This window comes from Wolbachia endosymbiont of Laodelphax striatellus, from assembly GCF_007115015.1.
GTDB lineage: Bacteria > Pseudomonadota > Alphaproteobacteria > Rickettsiales > Anaplasmataceae > Wolbachia.
This window is the reverse complement of sequence record NZ_MUIX01000001.1, coordinates 1,121,611-1,146,450: the sequence shown is the minus strand read 5'-3', so window position 1 is coordinate 1,146,450 and position 24,840 is coordinate 1,121,611. Positions and strand designations below refer to the sequence as shown.

Sequence of the window (24,840 nt, the reverse complement as noted above, 5' to 3'; positions counted from 1 at the left end):
ACTTACATAATAAAATCGGAATCACTTTCTTAGCTACTTGCCTTTCTCTTGCAATTGCCAAACTTCTCTTTGTCACATTTTGTTACCTACTGCAATCATCATTTTAGCCTATATCACTTGCTTTTTTTCAACAAAAATTCAAACCAGACTTCACTAAAAACATTCAATCGGAGCTTACAAATTAAAACTCATTCCAAATTCAACCCCATGCGAAAGTTCATGGAACTTTTGCAGCTTGTAGCCAGCAAAAACACTTGTTCTCTCAGAAAGTGGAAGATTAATACCAGAACCTATTTGATAAGAAAAAAATTCTTCTACGTCTGGCCCTTGATTTTCTGAAAGAGGAATTTTAGCAACTCCTCCTATACCAAAAGTAACAAAAGGAGTAATATCTGTGTTTTCAAATTTATAATGATAATGAAGCTTTGTCATAAGTCCCGCGTCTAAAATCCCTTCACTCATAACAAGTTTAACTGCAGGACCAAATGAAATTTTAATGCTATCTGTACAATGATAGCCAAGATCATAATTAATACCAAGCATGCCATACGACGAAGAGGTGTAGGTTCTATCTTTAACCCAATCAACTCCAAAAGACGGTGCTGACAAAGAACAGCAAGCCAACAAAGTAAGTAACTTTTTCATTTTTATCCTCCAAAGATTAATATATGCATATACAAGCATATAAATATTAAAAATAGTATAAATTGCAAGTAAAAAATTGGAATTATTTTATTTTTTTGTTATTTGTCTTTCTCTTGCAATTGCAAATTGGCATATCTTTCACTATCTGCTGCAATCAGCATTTGAGTCTACATCACTTACTTTCGCTTCAATATAATTTCCCACTAGCCTTTACTAAAAATATTCAATCAGAGTTTATAAATTAAAACTCACTCCTAGCTCAATTCCATGAAAAATTTTATGAAACCTTTGAAGTTTATAACCAGCAAAAACACTTGTTCTTTCAGAAAGTGGAAGATTAATACCAGCACCTATTTGATAAGAAAAAAATTTATCATTGACTATAGTTTTGAAAACCTCTACCAATAGGGTACTTATGTTTTCACCTACATTATCAGCTCTACTTACATTAGGTTTAGCCTTCATTGTACGCACTATAACAGGACCAACACCAGCAGTAATATAACGAGTCATATTCGTACCTTCAAATTTATGATGATAATTAAGCTTTGCCATAAGCCCCACCACTGCTCCAAATTCTTCCTCAAGAGTAGGTCTGATTAGAGAATTAATAATAGGTTTGATTACATAGCCAACTGAAATTTTAGTGCTATCTGTATAGTGAAAACCAACATCATAATTAACACCAAGCCGGCTATATGATAAAGAAGTATAGATTCTATCTCTAATCCAATCAACTCCAAAAGACGGTACTGACAGGAAACAACAGACCACCAAAATAAGCAACTTTTTCATTTTTAACATGTATATTGATATACATGTATACTAACGCATACATTAAAAATAACATAATTCGCGTAATAAAAATCAGAGTTATTTTATTTTCTTAGTTATTTGCCTTTCTCTTGCAATTGCAAGACTCCTCTTTGGTACATCTTCCACTATAACGCTACCTGCTGCAACTAGAGAGTCATCATAAACATTAAGCGGTGCAATTAGTGAGCTATTGGCACCAATAAAACAATTGCTTCCAATATTTGTTTTACGTTTCTTTTTACCATCATAATTACAAACAACAGTACCTGCACCTATGTTACTCCCCTGCCCTACCTGAGTATTTCCTATATAACTTAAATGCTTTATCTTAGTATTTATACCTATATCACTTGCTTTTGTTTCAACAAAATTACCTATGATTGCACGATCACCTATTGTTGTATTTTCACATTTGGCAAATGGACCAACCCTAACACCAGATCCTATTTTTACTCCAGGACCAAAAAAAACGTATGGGTAAACAATCGAATCCATACCAATTTGCGTATCAAGAGAGAAGAAAACAGTTTCTGGAGCAACAAGCGTTACTCCAGAGTTAGTGAAAAACTTTCTTTTTTCTTCTTGAAAGTAAAACTCGGCCGTTGCAAGGTCATTCCTATTATTTATGCCAGTTGCCTCCTCCTCATCAGCAATAACATAGCCGACATTTAAATTACTCTTTACTGCAATGGCAACGATATCGGTCAAGTAATATTCATGAGCTTGGTTATTACACTCTATTTTCTCCACCAATTCACGTAGATTCTTTTCACGTGCAACCATTATTCCGGCATTAGCAAGAAATTCCTCATCATTATTTCTACCATTTTGTGCTTCTACGATTTCTCTTAGGGAACCGTTCTCAATAATTAGTCTACCGTATCCTTTATTATTAGTTTTAAACCCAAGACAAACTAAAGCATTGCTCTCTCCTAAGCAGCTTATCATTTTAGTTATTGTGCTGCTTTTTATTAGTGGAGTATCCCCATACTGCACAACAACTATATCTGACAATTCTTTCAGGTTCCTCATTGCAATTTTGACTGCATCTCCCGTGCCGAGCGTTGACTCTTGTGTAATTAGTTTTATACCCTCAAAGCATTTCAGCCTTTGAGTTAAAGGCAAATCGACTACAATAACTATTTTTTCAGGATTCAGCTGCTTTGCATTGTAAATGACATGCTCAAGCATGGAGAAATTACCTATTTTGTGCAGAACCTTAGGCAAGCTTGAATTCATTCGTTCACTATGCCCAGCAGCAAGTACAACAAATGTATAAGATTTATTTGTCACTTATCTTAAAGACGAAAAATGAAAACCATAATGGTTGAGCCAACTAACTCTATTGTCGTAAAAGCTCCTTAGATCACTAATTTGATATTTCAGCATTGCTAGCCTTTCTATACCAATCCCAAATGCAAAGCCACTGTATTTAGTATGGTCTATTCCAACATTTTTAAAGACATTTGGATGCACCATACCACATCCAAGTACTTCAATCCATTTACTATCTTTATAGCTTATGTCCACTTCCGCAGAAGGTTCAGTAAAAGGGAAAAAACTATTACGAAAGCGTATTCTTAGACCCTTATCTCCGAAAAATTTACTAAGGAAGCAATGAATAGTAAATTTTAATTGGCCCATATTGACATTTTCATTAACATAAAGTCCTTCTATCTGATGAAACATAGGAGTGTGAGTTGCATCAAAGTCATTTCTGTATACCCTGCCTGCAGCCACTATTTTAATTGGAAAAGTTTTTGTCTTTTCCATAGTTCTAATCTGCACAGATGAGGTATGAGTGCGCAGCACCATTCTTTTATCATTTATTTTATTCCTTAAATAGAAGGTATCTTGCTCCTCTCGTGCAGGGTGGTGACTTGGAGTATTTAATGCATCAAATACGTGAAATTCATCTTCAATATCAGGACCATCAACTGCTTTAAAGCCCATATGCGCAAAAATGAGCTTCACTTCACTTATAACTTTACTGAGTGGATGAATCTTGCCAATTCTTTCTGGTCTGACAGGCAGTGTGATATCAACTGCTTCATTTTGCAGTTTTAACTTAACTTCTTTATCTTTCAGTTCATTTTCTTTGCTTGTTATAAGCTGGTCTATCTTATTGCGTAAAACATTAATCACTGCACCTAGGTCGCGTTTCTCTCCTGCATCATCTATATTCTTTAAGTCATCGAAATAAGCTTTTACTACACCCTTTCTCCCCAAGTATGACAACCTAACTTTTTCTAAATCCTTCAAAGAAGCAGCATTTTCAATCTCAGAAACTGCCTTATCTTCAAGTAAAGGTATTTCACTTATTAGCTCTTTATTCACCTTAAAAACGCTAGCTTAAACTTTCATTATAGTGCAATCTTTAATATCATCAATAAAACTATTTGGATAAAAAGTTGTCATCAGAGTAGCTGATCTCTATGATGGTATCATTAAAATTGCCCCTATCCGAGTGTTTCCTTCTTCTGTCATTCCAGTGCTCCGACACTGGAATCCAGCCTTTACTTAACAATAAAAACTTAGCATAACTTTCGTGCTCAAAAAATTCCTGAATTCCAGCATCAAGTGCTATCTCTATAGGACTCCTAACTAATCCAGAATATTAAAAAATTCACCAAGCAAAAAAAAAGGCAAAAGAATCCCCCAGTAGTGAGTTTTATAATGTAAATCGGCATTGTAATAATGTGCTAACGCTTATTTAAAGCGCGTTTTGGCTGAATGTAGAAAAAATAAAAAAGACATGCAGCCGCTATAATTTTATGTAATCTGCCAATATATACCTGAGTTTTTTACTGAATTTTGTTGTTAAATCTGCAGAGATTAAAAACAAGGATAAACACTCTTATTGTTATGATAAGAAGATTGATGAGATTTGTAAAGTAACTTTTTCTGCTCTTATTGAATCCAACACGCCGCTGTTATGCAAGGGTGCTATAATTATTAATTTATTGACTAATTATGTTTTTTATTTCACTCTACATTAAAAAATTTACTCATGCATAGTAGTAACATAGAAACTAAGAAAAAATATGAAATTGAGGGTTTACTTAAGTTTTTTAAGGATAGATCTAAAAAAATAAGTAAGGCATTTTCTAATGAAGTACTGGAGATTAACACCATTCGCTCAACAAGTGTTGTAAGTGATACACAAGAGTTTTCATTTAAGCTCAAGCTGCTAACAGAGGTAAACCCTAATACAATATTACCTCAAATAAAACATTTAATTGACTTTTTTAAAATCTGCCTTTCTCAGGAGAAAAACTTCACAGCCAATATAAAAGTACCAAAAGAAAGTGAAGAATTACACAACAACTACCATAAAGCTAATAAAACTGTAGAAGAATTCATAAGTAATGCTCCAATTCAAATCCTCCTGCAGGGCATAACGATAACGCTACAAACAAACGTTAAAAACATCAACCTCGATGGCTTACAACAAATCGAGATATTCTTGAATGAGCAGCTAAAACATGCAGAAAAAGCTAAAAATGAGGATACTACAAGAAATTTAGTGTCTCAAGAAATAGAGCGGGATATAGGTCAAACTAGGTCACACACGGATTATTTTAAGGCTAATAGAAAAAAGAAATCCAAAAAGCAGGCTAAAGAATTATTGCAAGAAGAAAAACAATCAATCATAAAACAAGCTCAACTTGATGCTAGAGTAGCTATGATAGATAATGTAGCTGAGCACAAGAGAAAAAAACTCGATGAAATATTCGTAGAAGTAGTAAGTGAATATAAAAATCAAGATTCAGAAATATTTCACAATATTTTCAACTCAATATTTAATATTGTTTACTTTCAAGATAAACAATTATATGAGATATTAGGACCAGATGAGATATCAGAAGTGCTAGAGGTACTCAAAAGGCCACAACCCCCTAATAATTCACTTTTAGGTAAAGAATATTTACAAAAGCAAGTATATAGAAAAAAAGAGCAGTTGATTAAATTAGTTTCAGGCCAACCTTCTCCACAGCCTAAAAATGTTTCTCATGAAATTTTACCAAGCAAAGCTGTAGACCCTTTACTGGAAATAAATAAACCCACCGATATTACTTTAAAATCATCATTAAAAACTGTATTTTCCTCGAAAGAAACTTATTTTTGTCTATTTTTAGTAGCAGCTTCTATATCAGCACTTTGCCTATGGCACTTGCCGCTGGGAAAAGTGTCAATTTTAAAGGAATTGGTGCCAACAGAAAAAAGGGAAAGTATCGGTCTAACATTAAACATAGGGTTACCAATATTAATTACACTGTGCGTTTTGAACCTGGCTTACTTTCTATATTCTGAATATTCTGTAGAATCTATTGAGCAGATAAGTAAAAAAGTTTGCGCACCTAACAAATAAGATCTTCCGTGATATAATTATTTATTTTATTGCATGTTTAAAGGAATTATCAAAGATATTGGCACTATAACTGATATCACTATCCACCCTAACTCTGATCAAATCTTCCATATTGAGACACAAAATTTATCCTCTATAAACAAAGGAGATTCAATATCCTGCTCCGGAGTGTGTTTAACTGTTGTCAACATAATGAGCAATGTATTCACAGTTCAAGTATCTCAAGAAACCATGAAGGTTTCTAACTTAAATACGTGGAAAACAGGAAAAAAAATAAACCTAGAACAAGCAATGAAACTGAGTGACAGAATTGACGGCCACTTGGTTCAGGGTCATGTGGATGACACGGCAGAAATTTTAACAATCAATCAAAATTTAGAATCTCATGAAATCAGGCTATCATGCCCACAAGAATTAATTAAATTTGTTGCAAAAAAAGGTTCTGTAACGCTAGATGGAGTTTCCCTTACAGTAAATTCAGTTGTCGATCAAGAATTCACTGTGAACATTATTCCCTACACATGGAAAAATACAACTTTTCAATATAACAAAACAGGTAATTACCTAAATTTAGAAGTTGATATGATTGCTCGGTACTTAGACCAGCTGATAAAATATCAACACAATTAATTTTACAACTTTGTTATTTACAACTATTATATCTTGAAAATCATATAGATACAAAATATGTTTTTCGATAGCCTAATTATCTTTATTATTGTCTTGTGTGTAATAATATCGATAACTAGAGGTTTTATAAAAGAGCTATGTGCATTAATGTTCTTGCTCTTATCAGTCTTTTTGACAGCTAGTTACTATGATTTTTTTATTATAAATTATAGTAAGTATTTTGACTCTAAAGTTACACAAAACATACTTTCTACAATCTCTGTATTTATCATACTTAATCTTACATTCATGACAATGAATAACTGGCTAATGTACATATTATCACCTATAAGGTTGGGATTAATGGATAGAGTTACTGGAATCTTTGTCGGAGCACTTAGAGGAATATTGCTTTCTTATGTACTATTTTTTGCTGTGCACTTATATTGCCACACAGTATACGGTAAACAAGAGGGAGAGTCTAAAGTAGAAGCAGAAGACATATTGCCCAATTGGATAATAAATTCACACTCTTATCAGGCTTTATTTGTGACAACAGAAGAAGTAATTAACATGTATATACCAGAGTCATTGATACTAAAAATAAAAGAGATTGGTGAGGAAATGGTTGATCAAGAAAAATCTCAAAACAATAAAGAAAAGTGAGTGTTCATTTTCTATAGCTAAATTAGCTTAGACAGCTGTTATCCACAGCAGTGCGCCATAGGTTACCAATTCCTATTACTAATCAAACAAAACTGCAAACATTGACGAATAAGTAAATCATCAAAAAAATTTAAATGTATAATTTTAGTTCATCAATGTAATACAACAAAACTTTTTTAGTGAATTCAAAATCTTCTAAGGTATTTCCTTCACATCTTGCTGTTATGCAGTTTTGCGTATTTGATACTCTAAGAAGCCACCAACCTTTATCATCAGTTACCTTAATTCCATCAAGCTCTGAAAATACAATGTTTTGCTGCTTTAGTGTCTCCTTTATTGATTCAATTATTTGAAATTTTTTCTCATCCTTCACTACAATTTTCACTTCATGAGTGATATATAACTTTGGTAAATCTTTAATCATCTCAGATAGGCTTTGGTTTTTCTTAAGTAAAATGTCAATGGCTTTAATAGCAGAATATAGTCCATCATCAAAACCTAGCTCAGAAAAGAAAAAATGTCCACTCAGTTCACCGGCAAACTTGGCCCCTTCTTCTACCATCTTTTTCTTAACTAGTGAGTGTCCAGTGGCACAGGTAATTATTTGCCCTCCTAATTTGCTAACGAAATCATGCACTTTCATACTCATTTTCACATTGGCAATAACTTTACTTTTTGGGTGTTCTGCCAATACTTCACGTGCAAAAATCATAAATAAGTGATCATTGGAAACAACACTACCTTCATTATCAATCAAGCGTACCCTATCACCATCACCATCAAGTGCAATACCAAGATCACATTTATCTTTCTTGACAATATCTATTAACTGAGCAAGATTTTTTTCTTCTATGGGATCTGGGTCATGCAGTGGAAACGTTCCATCGATAGAATTATTGGTTATGATGTGTATATGACTTGGTAAAACTTTTTCAATATACCTTACAATTGTTGGACTATTGCCAAAATCCCAGGCTATTTTTAGTTTTTGTGTAGTGTTATTCTTGAGCACATCTTTTAATATGTTAACGTACTCACTATATATATTCGTGTTAATTAAGCTTCCAATTTTCGTGCTGTTTTTAATTGTACTGCCTATAATTTCCTTCATTTCTTGATCTGAGTAAACTTTTTTACTACTGAAAAATTTAAAGCCGTTATATTCTCTGGGATTATGAGAAGCAGTGATCATAATCCCAAGATCTGCCTGCATTGTTGCAGCGTAGAGCATAGGTGAAGAACAGAGCCCAACTCGTATAACATTTGCGCCGGATAAAATTAAGCCTCTGATTAATTCTTTTTCTATGCTTGGTGAATCTATCCTGCTGTCATAGCCTACACAAACATTAGCTGCAATTTGACCGAATTTTCTACCTATTTCATACCCATCACTGATCTGCAGATCTCTGCCTACCACACCTCTAATATCGTATTTTCTTATAATAGTATGATCCATACTGCACTTCTTGGAGTGGTTAATATATAACATTCCCGTCAAATACTCAAGTTTATTTAACTGTAAAATTAGTTGATTTTTTAAGAAAATATGTTAATATTGTAATATAAGCCTCTAAAAATAGAAACTATGCCAAAAGAAAATTTATTTATAGCTGAAAATCAAGATTTAGATGTAGATGAGCAAAAGAAAAACGATATTTTAAGTTTCATTGAATCTTGCAACAATTTTCAGGATTTGATAAAAAAACTAGAGGAAGAAAATTTAATCTGGTATTTTATTGGCCCTTTACGCAAAGATGAGGACATTAAAGAACAGATAAATTTAAAGTGGAAAGAGGAGTTTCATAAGTTTGAGCAATTAATAAATGAAACACATAAAAAATTTGAAGAATCTCTACCAGGTGAAAATTTCTTAGTATATACAACAAAAGATAATGACTTTAAAATTAGGTTTGAAAATAAAGAAAAACCAATAGAGATTAGCGCCCTTTTAAGAGCCAGCGACGAAGATAAGGTTTATAACCTATCTTTAGGGAAAGATAGTCACATAACTGCAACCAAAAAAGGCAGCGAAAGGCACTATGATTTTACTGGTTCAAGCTCATGTGAGATGACCATTAATTGGCAAGCTAAGGATTCTAAAGGCAATAACATAAACTGTAGTATGACTGTGAAAATAGACTCTAGTGGCATAAAAAATGTAGTTGATGAATCAAAATTTGGAGGAATAACCGACCCAGAAGAGGTATTAAAATTAATTGAGCAGAATAAAGAAGTTTTTATCAACGGCAAAACTCTACATCAAGCTTTCACTGACATGGGCAAAAGTATGAACGAGCAGCAAACACCAGCAGAGGAAGCATTTACAAAAGATTCATCACAGTCACCTATACTAAGTAGTAGTGGATATTCTTCTCTTAGTACACCTTCTTCACACAGAAGTTCTTTGTCTACTAGTAGTGAATTTGATGGTGAAGATGAAGTATTTGAGAGTGACACGTTTAGCGATGTAGAAGAGAGCAAACAAGAAGGAGAGGAATTAAAAGATAGAGTAGCGGCATTAGAGAAAGAAAACACACATCTCAAGAGAAAAAATGCAGAGTTAAAAAGCCTTAATACAGGAATAACAGAAGAAGGTGATGAGGAACTAAGTAAATTAACCGAAGGAAAGCAAGATTTGGCAAAAGAAGTCACAAGACTTAAAGTTGAACTGGAAAAAAAGGTAAAGGAGTTAGCTGAAAAGGATAAAGACATAGAGCGATTAGCACAAAAAGTAACCGTACTAGAACAAAGTCAAAAAGATAAAAATGCTAGAATAACAGATTTAATTAATCAATTGAAAGACAAAGAAGATGAAGTTCAATCAGTAAATGGGATAAACAAAGAACTACAGAAAAAATTGGATCAAGTTGAGAGTGAACTAAGTAAGTTGAAAGAAGAAAACACAGAGCTGAGAAATGATATAAAGAAAACATTGGAAGAAGGTTCAAAAGATAATCATGAAAAGCAGTTGGTAGAACAATTGACGGAAGAAAAAGAGAAAAACAATACATTGGCTAAAGAGATGAACCAATTGTCTAAAGAATTAAATGAATTACAGAGAGAAAAGGAAGATTTAGAAAGGAAAATTCGACAACTTGAACCTGAAAGATCACTTGCAGATGAGATGAGTGAAGTAAATGCAAAAGTAGCTATCTCAACTCAAACTGAAGTTGAATATGAAAATAGAAGAATCCAGGCAAGTGATCACGAAACTACAGTTCCTAAAACACAAGACCAAGGTACACAAGCTAAAAATGCAGGAGTTGATGCATCATCTTCAACAGATCAAAAAGAGACCAAAGAAATGGAAATTCAAACTGACGTAAAAATGAGTGATTTCCGTAATGTATATGATGAAGAAGGCAAATATATTAGAACAGAATTATCAGATCCAAGCGCAGCCTCTGCTCAGGCTTCAGAAAAATCTACTCCTTCAAAAAGATGAGTTTTGCTTCAACTATAGCTAACCCAAACGAGACGTCATACCGCAATAATCACTAATTTTCTGTGCTTTCAAAAAAACACATCAAGTAAAATCATTTGAGAGTAAGTGGACATTGTTAGATGAATTAACCCTAACTTAAGAATCAGATATATACAATATTAGTATGTTTAATTAATAGTGAGGTTTAAAATGTCACCTAGTGAAAAAAACTCTTCAAACTTTGTTGAAACTAAGCAAGATGATCTTAAAATGATGCAAGATTCTTCATTAAATTCAGATATCATTCATGATCCCAAGAAGCTAAAGGACAGAATTATGGATCTGTTAAAAAGAGATATAGCATTCTCTAAAATGAAACAAGGAGATCAAGCTCTTGTAGTAGGTACAACAAGTGGATTATTTGCAGCAGTGTTACCACTTTTGGCAGTTGGTGCAACACTTGCTATACCAGGTGTTATAGTTGGTCTTACTCTATTTTTCGCTGCGAAAGTTGCTGTAAAAGCAGTTCAATCTGGATATAAAGGGCTCAAATGGTCAGCAGAAAAAACAGTTGAAGGAGCGAAGCATATTGGCGGAAAAATTAAGGATGGCTATGAGTATTCAGTAGATTCACTGAAGAGAGGTACTCATCTTATCAATGAAAAAACGAAAGAAAAAGCAAGTGATATACTCACTGCAACAGCAAATAAGTTATATCGTGCGGCTGGTAATGAAAATTATTCAGACAGAATAGATAATGAGCTTATCCCTGACTCGCCACAAAAGGAGAAGATTCAAGAAATAAAAGGAGATCTTAGAGCAATTTGCACTGACGGACAAAGTAATTCTATGCTAAGAAAGAGCATAATTTCTGAAATATCATTGAAAATAGGGGGAAAAATAGAAGCGAGAGAGAAGGAGGAACTCAGTTGCTTTGCGAGTGATGTTATGGAAAGTTCTGATTTGATTACGAGATGGAAAGAACAGAAAAAGTTTATTGATAACTTGGGTGCAGATGGTTTGCGTAACTTAGTTACAAAAAGACTATCGGATAAAGATAAATACTTTAGAGACAGTATTTTCTCTGAACATCACGATGAGATTAAGGAGGTTATTACGGAATGCAAACTTGATCAATTTGCAAAGATGCGCTGTAACAATATAAAGAATGTAGCAGGAGGAAAAGTAAGCGCTGACAGCAGCAAAGAGGAGTTGTTAAATTCTAGTAAGCATGAGGAAGAATTTACTCCATTTTGGCAAGGACATCATTTTGATGACAATTTTGTTGATGTTGCTTCACCTAAGCCACCAAGGAGCAGTTCAATGGGTTCTTTAAGCACTGACAGTACTGCTACAACTTCTAGCTTTGCCAGTTACCGTCATAATTCTGATAGTGGGTTCAATTCACCAAGTTCTTCTACTCCACAAAGACACAGTCCTTCTCAAGAAACAAGATTTGGTCTAGGAGTTACGGAAGAGCTCACTGAGAAGTTGGCAAAACGACGTGCGATTGTAGATCAACCAAACGTAGAATCTGTTCAACAAAAAGCTGAGCCTAGTAAAGGATAAACAAAATCGCTTATCATTCTAAAAGGATGTTACTCAATGAGTAACATCCTTTTTCCATTTGATCAAAACGTTCGCTTATTTAATATGAATTTTTCATTACTAGGCCAACTATTGAGTTTCTTTTGCCCTTTTTCTAGATTATGCAAGAAACTTAAAAAATAAAAGTTTTTATTCAATAATTTGTGTATAAGGGATATTATTTTACTGCTAGTGAAATAAACCAGAATGAAGTCTATTTTATTGACAAGGCCTTTATTAGATTCGTTGAGCACAAGAAGCACGCTAAAAAAATATGGATACAAAGTTTTTATAGAACCAGTATTCACAATAAAGTACTTAAATCCTGATATATCTACGTATGAATTTGACGTTGTGATATCTACAAGTAAAAACAGTGTAAAGGCTTTCAGTCAAATATGTAAAGAGTATGGCTTTCCAATTATTACGGTTGGTAATTCAACTATGCAGGCTGCAAAAAATTTGGGATTTTCCGATATAATCTCAGCAGACAGCAACGTTGATGGTCTGATATCATTCATAAAATCTCATTATTCAAATGCAATAAAGTTCTTATATATAAGGGGACAAGAAGTATCATGTGACCTAAAAAAAAGATTATCTGAAGAAGGTTTTAACGTAAGAGAAGTTGTACTCTATAAAACAATTACTAAAAGGAGTCTAACTAATAGGTGTAAAAATTTACTATTGGACGGTAAAATTGATAGCGTTGCTTTTTTTTCCTCACAAACTGCAAGGGTATTTTGTTCATTAGTTCTAAAAAGTGGGCTATCTCCTGTGATGAATAATACAGTTGCATATACCATGAGTAAAAACATTGCTGATAGTTTAAAGTTAATCAAGTGGAAAAAAATTATAACATCGAGGTTGCCTACAGGGGAGAGTTTAATTGATATAATTAATAAGGATTGTTGATGCTAAAGATTGCAACTTGGAATGTAAACTCCATACGTAAAAGAATTAACCAACTTTGTAGTTTTATAGTTGATAGTCAGATAGATATAGTTTTGCTGCAAGAGATAAAATGTACAGAAGAGCAATTTCCTTATGCAGAGATAGAAGAATTAGGATATGAATATGCTGTCTATGGACAGGTTGCAAGAAATGGTGTTTGTGTTTTATCTAAATATCCAATACTGGAGAAGTTTAAAATTGATATTGTAGAGAGTCATCAAGAAGCACGTTATATAGAGTGTGTGATAAAACACACCAATAATAAGGTAAGGGTAGGAAGTGTATACGTTCCAAACGGTCAAAGCCCAGACTCTCATACTTTTGAGTATAAACTCAAGTTTTTTGATAACCTATATGAAAGGATGGGCACTTTGTTGAAAAATGAAGAGTTAACTATTATAGCTGGCGATTATAATGTTGCACTGGATGAAATTGATGTTTTTGATTCAAATTTATTAAATGGCCAAGTGTGCTTTCATATAAAAGAGCGTGAGAAATTAAGAGCGATCTTGAATCTTGGTTTTAAAGATGCATTTAGAATATCTCACCTCAACTTACAACAATTCACTTGGTGGCATTATCAAGGTAATTCACTCAGAAACAATCAAGGAATGCGAATAGATCATATGCTGCTATCGCCACAAGCTGCAGATAAATTGGAAACATGTTACATAGATGATAGGTTGCGTAAACTAGAAAACCCATCTGATCATACTCCTGTTGTATGTGTTATAAAACAATAAAAGACCTCTTACATATTTGGTAAATCTGTTTGCTGTCCTGTACTTTTAGCTGGCTGATCTAAAGTAGGTTGTTTAAGGGTAGCAGGTGTTTCTTTTCGTGGACTGCAAACTCGCTCAGAAGTAAAATGCTGTTTATTCTCTCCGTCTCCCTGAGAAATTTGTTCAGGAATTTTTTTGATTTCGGTTTTTAAAATATCATCAATGCCATTGCGAATTTTTTCATTCAGTTTTTCTCTCTTTTCTGTATCATCTTTATCTTGTGAACTAGGATCATATAAAGTACCTTTTTTGTTATTTGAAAAAAGAACCTCAACTTCTCCCTTTACAGCAAATATTGTACCAATAACAGCAGCAACTATTGCAAGTGTAGTAGGACCAAAAATTAATATTGAAGCAATGGAAAAAAGAATAGAAAGAAAAACTTTACGTAAGAACTTTGTTACCATCTCTTCATCACTAAGTAGTGGTTCATCCTCTTCTTTTTTATCCCCACCTAAAAATGGTATTTTTTCTTTCACTCCATCCATAAAGGAGCCAGAAATATTTTTCGGGTCTATTTTTATTCCCAATGGTAACCCAACAAGTTTTATTAGTGAATCTTTAGCTTCTGTACCACGTATATCATCTAAGCATGCCTCTACTACTTGCTTTACTTTACTATCTTCCTCTCTAGCCAATTTTTTCTCTCTAACTTCTTTAAATATAGAAAGTAAAAACTGACAAAAATTCTCTTCACTGAGTGGTCTTATTTTTTCCGGATTGACATTATTAAGTAGTATGTCCTTATAAACTGATATGAAAGCATTAGTTATTCCTTGATTCTCTTTGGCCTTACCTTGTAGCACTTTCACAAAGTCATCATAAATTACCCTATGTTCCTCCTTGAGGACCATCTCATTTTTCTCCACCGCCTGAACAGGTGGCTTCGAAGGTTCCTGATTCTTTGATTGTGAAATTGGTATTCCTGTCATAACTGATCTATCCGTACTAACCTATGCTTTAATTATAGCATATTTTTCGCATTAATTCAAATTTCTTAGAACCTGTCTTGAAAGGGAAAAAAGAAAAGAATAAAGCAAGAAATAGAAAAGTAACAAATGATAAGGGAATGTAAAAAAATTGCTTCCATATATTTTAAATCTGATTATAATTACAGTTAGAGATATTTTAAGAGCTCAAAATCTATCTTTGTCTGCAGACTTTTTCTATTAAACAATCAAATTCATTAAAAATGTAGTGTGTCTTCTTCAGTGTATACACGTATACTTAATCTCTGTCGTATGTGCGCTGCACTTTTTTCTAATCTTTTTTTTACACAGGGGGATTTTATGTCCATAATTCCAGATATTTGACCTTTACTTTAGCTAAAAACCAATAGGCGCCTATTGCTAGCTAAAATAAAATTTATATAGAAAAATCACTATTTACTGAAAACGGGGCAAGAAAGCTGCTAATGTCACAGAATTTTAGGTAAACGTTGTTTGCTTAACGTGCTCTCCTTACTTCAAGAACTCTTTAATATGACTACTATTATACTTACGAAATTAACCACTCAAGGCATCCGTTCAGGGGTGTGGCAAAATAAGGTAAAAGTGAATTTACAACAATAAGGCAGTGCCCAGACACTGGAATCCAGCCTTTTGTAGTCTCATTGAAAGCGTTGCTTTTAATATCTATGATTAGGTTGCTTGTGAGCACCAGTGTCAAGCACTGGGATGACATTACTTTTGTTTCAATATTTACACATTAGCCATGCATCTGAACAGATACTACTTAAGTCCTTTCAAGACAGGTTCTTAGGGTCTACGGTATAATTAAGAAAAGCCCCAGTTGTCGCTAATTTTTATTTCTACTTCAAGTGGTATAGAAATTTCTACTGCATTTTCCATTATATCTTTCATAAGTTTTGCTGTTTCTTGCACTCTGCTCTCTTCCACTTCTACAAGTAATTCATCATGAACCTGGAGGATTATTTTACCTGACTTTAACTGATCAAAAAGCCGAATCATCGCGCGTTTTATTATATCAGCGGCAGTTCCCTGCAGTGGTGCATTTATTGCTGCCCTTTCTGCAAATTGTCTTAGATAAGGAATTTTATTGTTGATGTCTCTTACAAAACATCTTCTACCAAACAAAGTCTCTACATAACCATGATTTCTCGCGATAGATACTGCTTTTTCCATATAGACCTTTATTTCTGGGTAACAAGAAAAATAGTAATTAATGTATTCAGCAGCCTCTTGAAAGGTAATGCCAAGTCGCTTTGCAAGGCCAAATGGACTAATGCCATATATAATGCCAAAATTAATGGTTTTTGCTTTGCGTCTTAATTGCTCATCTATTTCTTGCACTCCAAAAACTTGTCTTGCAGTAATATCATGAATATCTTGCCTGTTTGCAAAAGCTTCTTTAAATGCAGTAACATTTGCAACGTGTGCCAGGATTTTTAATTCTATTTGTGAATAGTCAGCAGAAATTATCTTGCAACCTTTTGGCACAATAAACGCTTGCCTGATAAGACTACCTTCTTCGCTTCTGATAGGAATATTTTGTAAATTAGGATTGCTAGAGCTCAGCCTTCCAGTTGCAGTCACAGTGATTGAAAAGCTTGTATGTATCCTACCATCAAGCGGATCAACCTGTTTTATTAACGCGTCAGTATAGGTACCCTTTAATTTACTTAGATGTCGCCAACTTAAAATTTTACCTGCGATTTCTGTCCCCTCCTCTTCAAGTGCCTCTAGAACTTCAGAGTTGGTGCTATAAGACCCAGATTTTGACTTTTTCTTTTTACTTAGCTCCATTTTATTAAACAAAACATCACTTAATTGTTTTGGCGATGCAATGTTGAATTTTTCTCCTGCTAAATTATGTATATCGTTTTCAAGTACAGCAATTAGCTGCTCAAACTTATCAGACAATTCCTGTAGTTTTTGAATATTGAGTAGTATTCCATTTTTCTCCATATCAAATATTACTTTCATGAGAGGCTTGTCAAAGCGCTCGTAAATCGTAAAAAGTTTTTCCTGAAATAATCTTTGTGTCAGTTTCTCATGGATCGCTATTAAAGTTTTTGCCGAGAAAGTTTCTACATTTTCACTTAAATTGTGTGCAACTATATTTGGAATGCTGTGATCATGCTTCCCTGTATCAAGACTGTATGACATGATCATTAAGTCATCAATTGAATCTAGCACTTTCTCTATTGCAGGAAATGTCTCTCTGATCTTTCTAATATCATGTATTATTTTAAGCACCCCATTTGAAAATAAAGTTGAATTTATTATAGTGAGTGCATCTTGTAGACAGTTTTGATCTATGTAGAAAATATTATCTTCACTGCAAGATAAGGAGATTTTGTTTAACGCGTTGTTTTCAAAGTGGCAATGAATTGCAATTTTGCCTTCATATCTGCAATGCTCCAAAAATTTTTCTAATTCTTCACCGCTATATTCTGTTTTCTCTTTTGTGCTAGATCCACTATAAGAAAAAAGCTTTTCTACTTTTCCTATCAATGAATTAAATTCATATTTCTTCAAAAAGGATAACAATTTTTCCATATTTGGAGGATGGACTTCATATTTTACAACATCATGTTGAAGATCTACTTTTTTGCATAGTGACAAAAGTTCTCTTGAAATTAGTGCTTTTTCCTTATGCTCAGTAAGAATATTACGAACTCTTGTTTGCTCAATGTTATTGATGTTTTCTATAATGTTATCCAATGAATCAAATTCATCTAGTAATTTAGCTGCAGTCTTTGGCCCTATTCCTGGGACGCCTGGAATGTTATCAGACGCATCTCCAGTTAGAGAAAATAAATCAAGAAGCTTGTGTGAATTTACACCAAATTTTTCTATCACTTGTTTTTCATCTATGTATATATTTTTGATAGGATCAAATATTAAAATGTTGTAATTCAAAAGTTGAAATAAGTCTTTATCTGATGAGACTACTACTACTTTAAAGTCTTCGTGGTTGGCATATTTTGCAGCTAGTGTTGCAATTATGTCATCTGCTTCATAGCCTTCAATCTCTTCATAGCTGAAGTTAAAAGCTTCCACCGCTTCTCTCAGTATTGTAAATTGTGGAATTAGATCCTCAGGAGGCGTTACTCTGTTTGCTTTATACTCAGAATATAAATCGTGCCTAAAATTTTTTTTTCCAGAGTCAAGTGCTATAGTTAAGTAGTCCGAGTGGACAATGTATTTAAGAACCATATTCAGAAAACCATATACAGCACCTATTGGAATACCAGTTGTGGTAGTTAAATGATGCAAAACATAATAAGCTCTGAAAAGAAAACCGTAACCATCAATGATCGTGAAAGTCTTTTCTTTCATTTTAGATATTTGAGTGTGCCTTTGATAATCTATTATTTAGCTACAAAAATCAAGTTCTTGCTTCCTATAGCTAAAATGCTATAGTTACTATAAGAAGGCATATTACATAAGATAGTTAATTATTCTGCCACAATTTTGCTCTATCACACTTGCCATATTTAATATTCCAGCTTCATCGTAATAATTTCCAATTACTTGTAAAGCAAGTGGTAAGCCTTCATTGGAAAGTCCAACAGGAACAGAAATAGCAGGTAACCCTGCTAAGCTTGCCGGCACGGTAAACACATCATTGATGCACATAATTAGCGGGTCTGGCTTTTCATTTAAGCCAAAAGCCTCTGTTGGAGCAGATGGCACAAGTATGTAATCTATTTTTTCAAACGCTTTTATAAAATCATTTCTGATTAATGCCCTAATGCACTGTGCTTTTTCATAATACTCATTGTAATGACCTGAAGAAAGAGCATAAGAACCAATTAAAATTCTCCTTTTCACTTCTTTACCAAAACCTTCTGCTCTTGTTAGCGAATACATTTCTTCAAGGGTATCAGCATCAACCCTGAATCCGTAACGTACACCATCATAGCGAGCAAGGTTAGATGAAGTTTCAGCAGAACAAATTAGATAGTAAACCGGTATCGCATATTTAGTATGAGGCAGAGTAATGTCAACAACTTCAGCACCATTTTCTTTTAAATTGGAAGAAACTTTTTCCCAATGATGAACGATTTCTTCTGAAATTCCATCCATCTTATACTCTTTTGGTATACCAATGCGCTTACCCTTAATATCACCATTTATAAAACTGGAAAATTTAGGCACTGTCCTTTTGCTCGATGTTGAATCTTTTTCATCATAGCCACAAATTATTTCAAGCATTAATGCTGAATCAGAAACGGAACGAGTAATTACTCCTGCTTGATCGAGAGAACTTGCAAACGCAATCATACCAAAACGCGAACACCTTCCATAAGTTGGCTTTATTCCAACAACTCCACAATAAGCTGCTGGTTGGCGTACAGAACCACCAGTATCACTTCCTAGTGCTCCAGCACATAAAAACCCAGCAACTGATGCTGCAGATCCACCAGATGATCCACCAGGAACAACTTTTTCTCCGTCACTTTTTCTAATCCATACATTTTTAACAGGACCAAAATAGCTGTTTGTGTTCGCAGAACCCATAGCAAACTCATCCATGTTAAGTTTACCAAGCATGGCTGCTCCATTTTTTAAAAGCAAGTTAGATACCGTAGATTCATAAGTAGGGATGAAATTTTCCAGCATTTTTGAGCATGCTGTTGTTTTTATTCCTTTTGTACAGAATAAATCTTTAACACCAACTGGTATGCCCATAAGTGGTGAAATATTATCTTTTTGTTTCAAGAAGTATTCATCTGCTATTTTAGCAGCTTTTATCGCGATTTCTGGGGTTTTTGTTACAAATGCATTTAGTTGCTCATTTTCAACTGCATTAACATGCGTCTCTACAAGCTCAACAGCAGAAAAATCCCCCCGCCTTAGTCCATCATGCATCTCTGTAATAGTGAGCCTTCTCAATTCATTCATTAATATTCAATTTAGCAAGGTGTTAATTATAACAACAATAGGGCAGAAAATCTATATATTTATGATCGAAAACGGAAATACAACCGAGATCAATTCAGATTTCTGAAATGGATTGGTTAGTAGTACGTTTTAAATAGCCGGTTTGGCACACAATGCTAAGCCATAAGGGTTTAGCGTTTCTAAAATCAAATATCAACATCATGCACGTTAAGTGCATTGTTATTTATAAAGTCACGACGTGGTTCAACTATATCACCCATTAACACCGAAAATATACTATCTGCTTCTTCACAATCTTTTATTTCAACTTTTAACAGAGTTCTAGTTTCTGGATTGAGTGTAGTTTCCCAAAGCTGATCAGCATTCATTTCACCAAGGCCTTTAAATCTCTGCAGAGTTAAACCTTTTTTACCATAATCCATCACTATTTTTGCGAGTGCACTTGGAGACTTTATTTTTATTTCAGTTTCTTGCGACTGTAAAAATGAATCACCATTAAATAAGTCAATTATGTTATCAAGAGAACTCAATATATTCCGTATTTCTTTACTTTCAAGCATACTAAGCGAGAATACATATTTGTCTGCTAACCCTTGAAACAATTTAGCAATGTGAATTTCCTCATCTTTTACTTCTACTTCCCAATTATATTCACTATACATCAATTTTAAATATTTTAATATCTCATCAGCAGACAATAGAGCATTCTTTTTGCTTAAAATTAGCAATGATTCTAAGAGATCTTTTGGTATTTCCCTATCATAATTTTTGCTAATGTTTGAAATACTGAGGCACTTATTCAAAACGAAACGCAAATCTTTGCCTACACCATTTAATGTTAATCTTTTAATCGCTGAATTTACTATATACTCTTCAAAAGTTTCATCATCTTTGATATAAGTATCTTTAGCATTTTTTGTAACTTTATAGAGCGGTGGCTGCGCTATGTATAAATACCCTTTCTCAATTACTTCACGCATATGTCTAAAAAAGAAAGTTAGAATCAAAGTTCTTATATGCGAGCCATCAACGTCTGCGTCTGTCATAATGATAATTTTATGATACCTAGTTTTTTCAATATCGAAGTGCTCACTCCCTATTCCAGCCCCAATTGCCGTGATCAGAGAGCCAATTTCTGCAGATGAAAAAATACGATCCAGCCCTGCACGTTCTACGTTTAGAATTTTCCCTCTTAAAGCAAGTACCGCCTGTGTTTTACGATTACGTCCCTGCTTTGCAGTACCACCTGCGGAATTACCCTCTACTATAAACAATTCCGATAACTCAGGAACTTTTTCCTGACAATCGGCAAGCTTTCCCGGTAGAGTTGCAATATTAATATTGTTTTTATTTTTAACTAACTCTCGTGCTTTTCTTGCGGCTTCTCTTCCTTTTGCTGACCTAATCGCTCTTTCTACTATACTTGCTGCTAACTTGGGGTCAGTTTCAAGTATTGTACTCAACTTGTCAAAAACTATGCTCTCTACAACTGCCCGCGCTTCAGAACTGACCAATTTATCTTTTGTCTGTGAAGAAAATTTAGGATCAGGCATCTTGAGAGATAAAACACAAGTTAAGCCTTCTCTAACATCTTCTCCAGTCAAATTCACTTTTGCCTTCTTCAAAAAACCTTCATTGTTTGCATAGTTATTGATACATCTGGTTAGTGCAGATCTAAACCCTGCCAAATGCGTACCACCATCCCGTTGTCTTATATTATTTGTGAAGCATAGCATATTCTCATAGTAGGAATCATTCCACTCCATTGATATTTCTACACTGGTACCTAGATCTTTTACATTATCTCTAATGCTGGCAATTTTAGTAACATGTGTCTTATTCTTGTCTAAGTACCGTACAAAATTAGCTGTACCAAAATTATCTTCAGACTCTTTACTATCGTTAAAATGAGACTCTACATGTGGTTTATTACGGAGATCACGCAAAATTATCTCAATATTTGAGTTTAAAAATGCCAATTCTCTGATGCGACTCTCAAGAGTGGAGTAACTAAAATCAATACTACTAAAAGTCCCCGTTGATGGCATAAACGTTACTCTAGTTCCTCTTTTATTTGTGTTTTCATTAATTATCTTTAAAGATTCAATAGACTCACCATCTTCAAAGCGCATAAAATGTTCTTTTTTATTGCGCCAGATGGTTAATTCCAGCCAACTTGATAATGCATTCACAACTGAAATTCCAACACCATGTAATCCTCCGGAAACCTTATAGGTATTGCTGTCAAATTTACCTCCTGCATGCAATTGGGTCATTATTACTTCTGCTGCCGATATTCCTTCCTCTGGATGAATGTCTGTTGGAATGCCACGACCGTTGTCGGTTACAGAAACTGAACCATCTTCATTTATGCTAACTTCAATCTTACTACAATAACCAGCTAAAGACTCATCTATCGCATTATCAACAACCTCATACACCATATGGTGCAAGCCTGATCCATCATCAGTGTCACCAATATACATACCTGGACGCTTTCTTACAGCATCAAGACCTCTTAGGATTTTTATTGCGTCGGCGTTGTAGTTACTTTCCATGGAATTGCTTTATTTATAAATATTAATTAATATTACATTTGTATGTGCTGATTAGCAACATCTTTAAGTTGAGAGAAGGATCCTTGACATGTAGATAAAACATAACATATCACCTACACGAAGTGGTTTTACATGTTATTTCAATACATAAACTTAAGTTCAAATAATCATACAAAACTCTGCTTCATATTTTAAAATAAATGGCGACAATCAAATACAATTTACCTTCTCCTTTCAATTGGACTTTCTAGCTCAACACAGGATAAGTTGCTCATACACTCTTCTAATATTTCATTCTTTTTATCATTGTTTAATCTATTGCTGAACTCTTGACACCTTCTCTCAAGAGCTGAATGCGTAGTCATAATATACCTTACTGTTTCAGATGATAACTCTGGTAACTCGCTACGGATCCTTTCTTGTTCTGTTCCAGAGAAATTGGTGAAATTGGCTCTGGCCATTTCAGGGAATTTTTGTGTGATCGTTTCTTTTATCATTTCTCTAGCCTCTTCTCCATCGAGTGTAATAACCACTGATGGATGTAAGCCAGATAAAGACTCAAATAATTTATTGTATGTTCCACCTGCACAACTTTGACCTTGATTACCATAAGTTGTTGCAGCGTCTACAAGACCTTTTACAAACATATCCTTTCTATTTTTTATGCCTGCATCACTCAAAGGAATTCTTTGATTCTCTGTTCCTGTATTTCTATCATTGCAGGCTTTCCAACATAAAATAGCTGCTTGCTTTAATGTTAACTTACTATGATTGTCTTTAAAATTATCTCCTGTTCTATTGATAAATCTTAAGCATTCAAGTGCATGAGATTTATCGCCTTCTGTAAATTCATTTGATTGTTTGATGTACTCTTCAATGTCGGTTGTGTTGCCTCTATTTAGCTGTACATAGAATTCATCTTTGCTTAAATTCTCTTTATACTTTTCTATGAGTCTATCAACACTCAAGTTTATACTAGCAACTGCACTTGGGTCATGAGTAGTTTGTGCCATAAAAGGAATGGCTGCTAAATCTTGAAAGAAAATAGGCCTTTCTTCCTCTGGAATTTGTTGTATTAAATCGTTAAACTGCTGTATTTCTTCAATGAGTGATTTGTTTAGCAAACATAAGCACAATATAGGCAGTACCAAAAGCACACAGGAATTAATAATGTGTATAATTAAAAAAATGCTTAATGTTATTCTAATAACATTTTTTGGCCACGCTGATAATCTTTTTTCATTTTCCCTTGGTTTGAAAAAATAATTTACTAATGATAAATACAAAGAGAGCTGTACAAGAAGAAAAAATGAAGGAATCATACTTACTAATAAAACTATATTAATGAATCTTTTAATTTTATTAGTGTTGTTGTAAGCATTTTGCACTCTTTCTATTAAAGCCTGTGCTCTATTTCTATTTTGCTGTTGATTATTATTTTGACCTGCAAACATACCCTATTCTAACATTAACATATCATACTATAGAAAGAATGTAAATAAAGCAAGGAATTTAGAGCTGCTTTTATTTTTGTTTGATTGGGGATACCACTTCTATACTTTCCGCTCCATCTAAGGTACTATTTGGTTTTTCTACAGTAATCTTGGGAGTTACTTTATTCTCGATATCTGCTCCATATGAGCTAAGTACTTCAATGGCCTTTTCATTCCCACTATTGAGTGCAATATCCAAGGCATCCATTCCAGCTTTATTTTTGTGATTGATAAAATTCTTCAACCGATCTCTACCAAAGCTTTCTATATATTGTTTAATGATGAGTTCCACTACTTTTCCAGGACAATTATTAGCAGCAGGAAAAAGTATTGTGTTGTTATTATTATCTTTTTTCGTTATGTCTGCTTTGAGTTTATTTATCAAATACTCGATAACTTCTACTCTGCTATCATCCTTTGCTTCAGTGCATTGCCTAATAGCTAAAAATAAAGCTGTACGCCCATTATTATCAATATCTTCAATATTCTGTCCCTTGTCAACTAAGGCTTGTATTACACTTTTATTTCCATATAAAGTAGCAAGGTGAAAAGGTGTATGTCCTTCAGTGCTTTCTCTTTCATCAATTGACGCACCATTGCTAGCTAGCAATTCTATAAACTCTGGCGTGTTTGCAAAAATTGCAAGGTGCATTGGTGTTAAGTCATCTTTGCCATGATTTCCAGTTTTTGCGTTAACGTTTGCTCCGTTATTTATCAGCAATTTCGCTATTTCAAACTGCTTATACCCGATAGCAATATGTAGTGGTGTACGATTACGTTCATAATTATCATTGACATTTGCACCAAACTTTATTAGCAGCTCTGTAGCTTCAATATCACCCATCCGAATTGCAGAGTATAAGGAAGGAGATTCATCTTTTTCTATTTCCCCTGTCATACGAAATTAAGAACACAACAATTCATATATTATTAAGAATTATTATTAAGTTTTTATTAAAATAATATTAACAATAGCTAAGAAATTAAATTTTCATTAAAAATTAATCTCTATCAATGGTTATATAAGCAAATGTTTATATAACCATTCCAAAAGTGAAGAA

18 protein-coding genes are annotated in these 24,840 nt (G+C 33.7%); 7 read left to right on the top strand and 11 right to left on the bottom strand.

All coding sequences use genetic code 11. From position 1 onward, the window contains the following. Positions 1-174: 174 nt before the first annotated feature. The 4 genes from BVG17_RS05470 to pheS all read right to left on the bottom strand — a co-directional run bounded on the left by BVG17_RS05470 (position 175) and on the right by pheS (position 3,798). Positions 175-645, bottom strand: a complete 471-nt coding sequence (locus tag BVG17_RS05470) for a porin family protein (RefSeq protein WP_063631031.1) — start codon at positions 643-645, stop codon at positions 175-177. A 234-nt stretch (positions 646-879) separates the two neighbouring features. Then, complete coding sequence (locus tag BVG17_RS05465; RefSeq protein ID WP_063631043.1) at positions 880-1,440, bottom strand: hypothetical protein; 561 nt, start codon at positions 1,438-1,440, stop codon at positions 880-882. A gap of 78 nt (positions 1,441-1,518) precedes the next feature. Next, positions 1,519-2,754, bottom strand: coding sequence for an NTP transferase domain-containing protein (locus BVG17_RS05460; protein WP_063631030.1), 1,236 nt, complete (start codon positions 2,752-2,754; stop codon positions 1,519-1,521). After that, on the bottom strand, positions 2,755-3,798 hold the full coding sequence (gene pheS / locus BVG17_RS05455) for a phenylalanine--tRNA ligase subunit alpha (RefSeq protein WP_007302505.1): 1,044 nt from the start codon (positions 3,796-3,798) through the stop codon (positions 2,755-2,757). Positions 3,799-4,471: 673 nt separating this feature from the next. Here pheS and BVG17_RS05450 point away from each other — a divergent pair. The 3 genes from BVG17_RS05450 to BVG17_RS05440 are packed head-to-tail and all read left to right on the top strand — an operon-like array spanning position 4,472 to position 7,108. Next, on the top strand, positions 4,472-5,833 hold the full coding sequence (locus BVG17_RS05450; protein WP_063631028.1) for a hypothetical protein: 1,362 nt from the start codon (positions 4,472-4,474) through the stop codon (positions 5,831-5,833). 33 nt (positions 5,834-5,866) lie between these two features. Then, positions 5,867-6,463 (top strand): riboflavin synthase, encoded by a 597-nt coding sequence (locus BVG17_RS05445; RefSeq protein ID WP_063631027.1) that lies wholly within the window; start codon positions 5,867-5,869, stop codon positions 6,461-6,463. A gap of 57 nt (positions 6,464-6,520) precedes the next feature. Then, positions 6,521-7,108 (top strand): CvpA family protein, encoded by a 588-nt coding sequence (locus tag BVG17_RS05440; RefSeq protein ID WP_063631026.1) that lies wholly within the window; start codon positions 6,521-6,523, stop codon positions 7,106-7,108. Between the two features lie 130 nt (positions 7,109-7,238). Here BVG17_RS05440 and BVG17_RS05435 read toward each other — a convergent pair whose 3' ends face one another. Next, positions 7,239-8,564, bottom strand: a complete 1,326-nt coding sequence (locus BVG17_RS05435) for a phosphomannomutase/phosphoglucomutase (RefSeq protein ID WP_172793468.1) — start codon at positions 8,562-8,564, stop codon at positions 7,239-7,241. A gap of 129 nt (positions 8,565-8,693) precedes the next feature. Between BVG17_RS05435 and BVG17_RS05430 the strand changes: the two genes are divergently transcribed. The 4 genes from BVG17_RS05430 to BVG17_RS05415 all read left to right on the top strand — a co-directional run bounded on the left by BVG17_RS05430 (position 8,694) and on the right by BVG17_RS05415 (position 13,816). After that, positions 8,694-10,553: a coiled-coil domain-containing protein gene (locus BVG17_RS05430; protein ID WP_063631024.1), complete on the top strand. Its 1,860-nt coding sequence runs from the start codon at positions 8,694-8,696 to the stop codon at positions 10,551-10,553. Between the two features lie 189 nt (positions 10,554-10,742). Then, positions 10,743-12,101, top strand: coding sequence for an actin-bundling T4SS effector WalE1 family protein (locus tag BVG17_RS05425; protein ID WP_063631023.1), 1,359 nt, complete (start codon positions 10,743-10,745; stop codon positions 12,099-12,101). Between the two features lie 225 nt (positions 12,102-12,326). Further along, positions 12,327-13,034, top strand: a complete 708-nt coding sequence (locus BVG17_RS05420; RefSeq protein WP_063631022.1) for a uroporphyrinogen-III synthase — start codon at positions 12,327-12,329, stop codon at positions 13,032-13,034. Next, positions 13,034-13,816: an exodeoxyribonuclease III gene (locus tag BVG17_RS05415; RefSeq protein WP_017532452.1), complete on the top strand. Its 783-nt coding sequence runs from the start codon at positions 13,034-13,036 to the stop codon at positions 13,814-13,816. The genes BVG17_RS05420 and BVG17_RS05415 overlap by 1 nt, the downstream gene beginning before the upstream one ends. Positions 13,817-13,824: 8 nt before the next feature. Here the strand turns inward: BVG17_RS05415 and BVG17_RS05410 are convergent, their stop codons facing one another. From BVG17_RS05410 to BVG17_RS05380, 6 genes are all read right to left on the bottom strand, one after another. After that, a complete protein-coding gene (locus BVG17_RS05410; RefSeq protein WP_410543221.1) occupies positions 13,825-14,709 on the bottom strand; it encodes a hypothetical protein in 885 nt (294 codons plus the stop codon). A 921-nt stretch (positions 14,710-15,630) separates the two neighbouring features. Next, positions 15,631-18,159, bottom strand: coding sequence for a DNA polymerase I (polA, locus tag BVG17_RS05400; protein WP_063631021.1), 2,529 nt, complete (start codon positions 18,157-18,159; stop codon positions 15,631-15,633). Positions 18,160-18,261: 102 nt separating this feature from the next. Next, a complete protein-coding gene (gene gatA / locus BVG17_RS05395) occupies positions 18,262-19,728 on the bottom strand; it encodes an Asp-tRNA(Asn)/Glu-tRNA(Gln) amidotransferase subunit GatA (RefSeq protein WP_063631020.1) in 1,467 nt (488 codons plus the stop codon). Positions 19,729-19,913: 185 nt separating this feature from the next. Then, positions 19,914-22,286, bottom strand: coding sequence for a DNA topoisomerase (ATP-hydrolyzing) subunit B (gyrB, locus tag BVG17_RS05390; RefSeq protein WP_052264704.1), 2,373 nt, complete (start codon positions 22,284-22,286; stop codon positions 19,914-19,916). 221 nt (positions 22,287-22,507) lie between these two features. Next, a complete protein-coding gene (locus BVG17_RS05385; RefSeq protein WP_019236892.1) occupies positions 22,508-23,740 on the bottom strand; it encodes a hypothetical protein in 1,233 nt (410 codons plus the stop codon). A gap of 70 nt (positions 23,741-23,810) precedes the next feature. Next, a complete protein-coding gene (locus BVG17_RS05380; RefSeq protein ID WP_019236893.1) occupies positions 23,811-24,677 on the bottom strand; it encodes an ankyrin repeat domain-containing protein in 867 nt (288 codons plus the stop codon). Between the last annotated feature and the right edge of the window lie 163 nt (positions 24,678-24,840).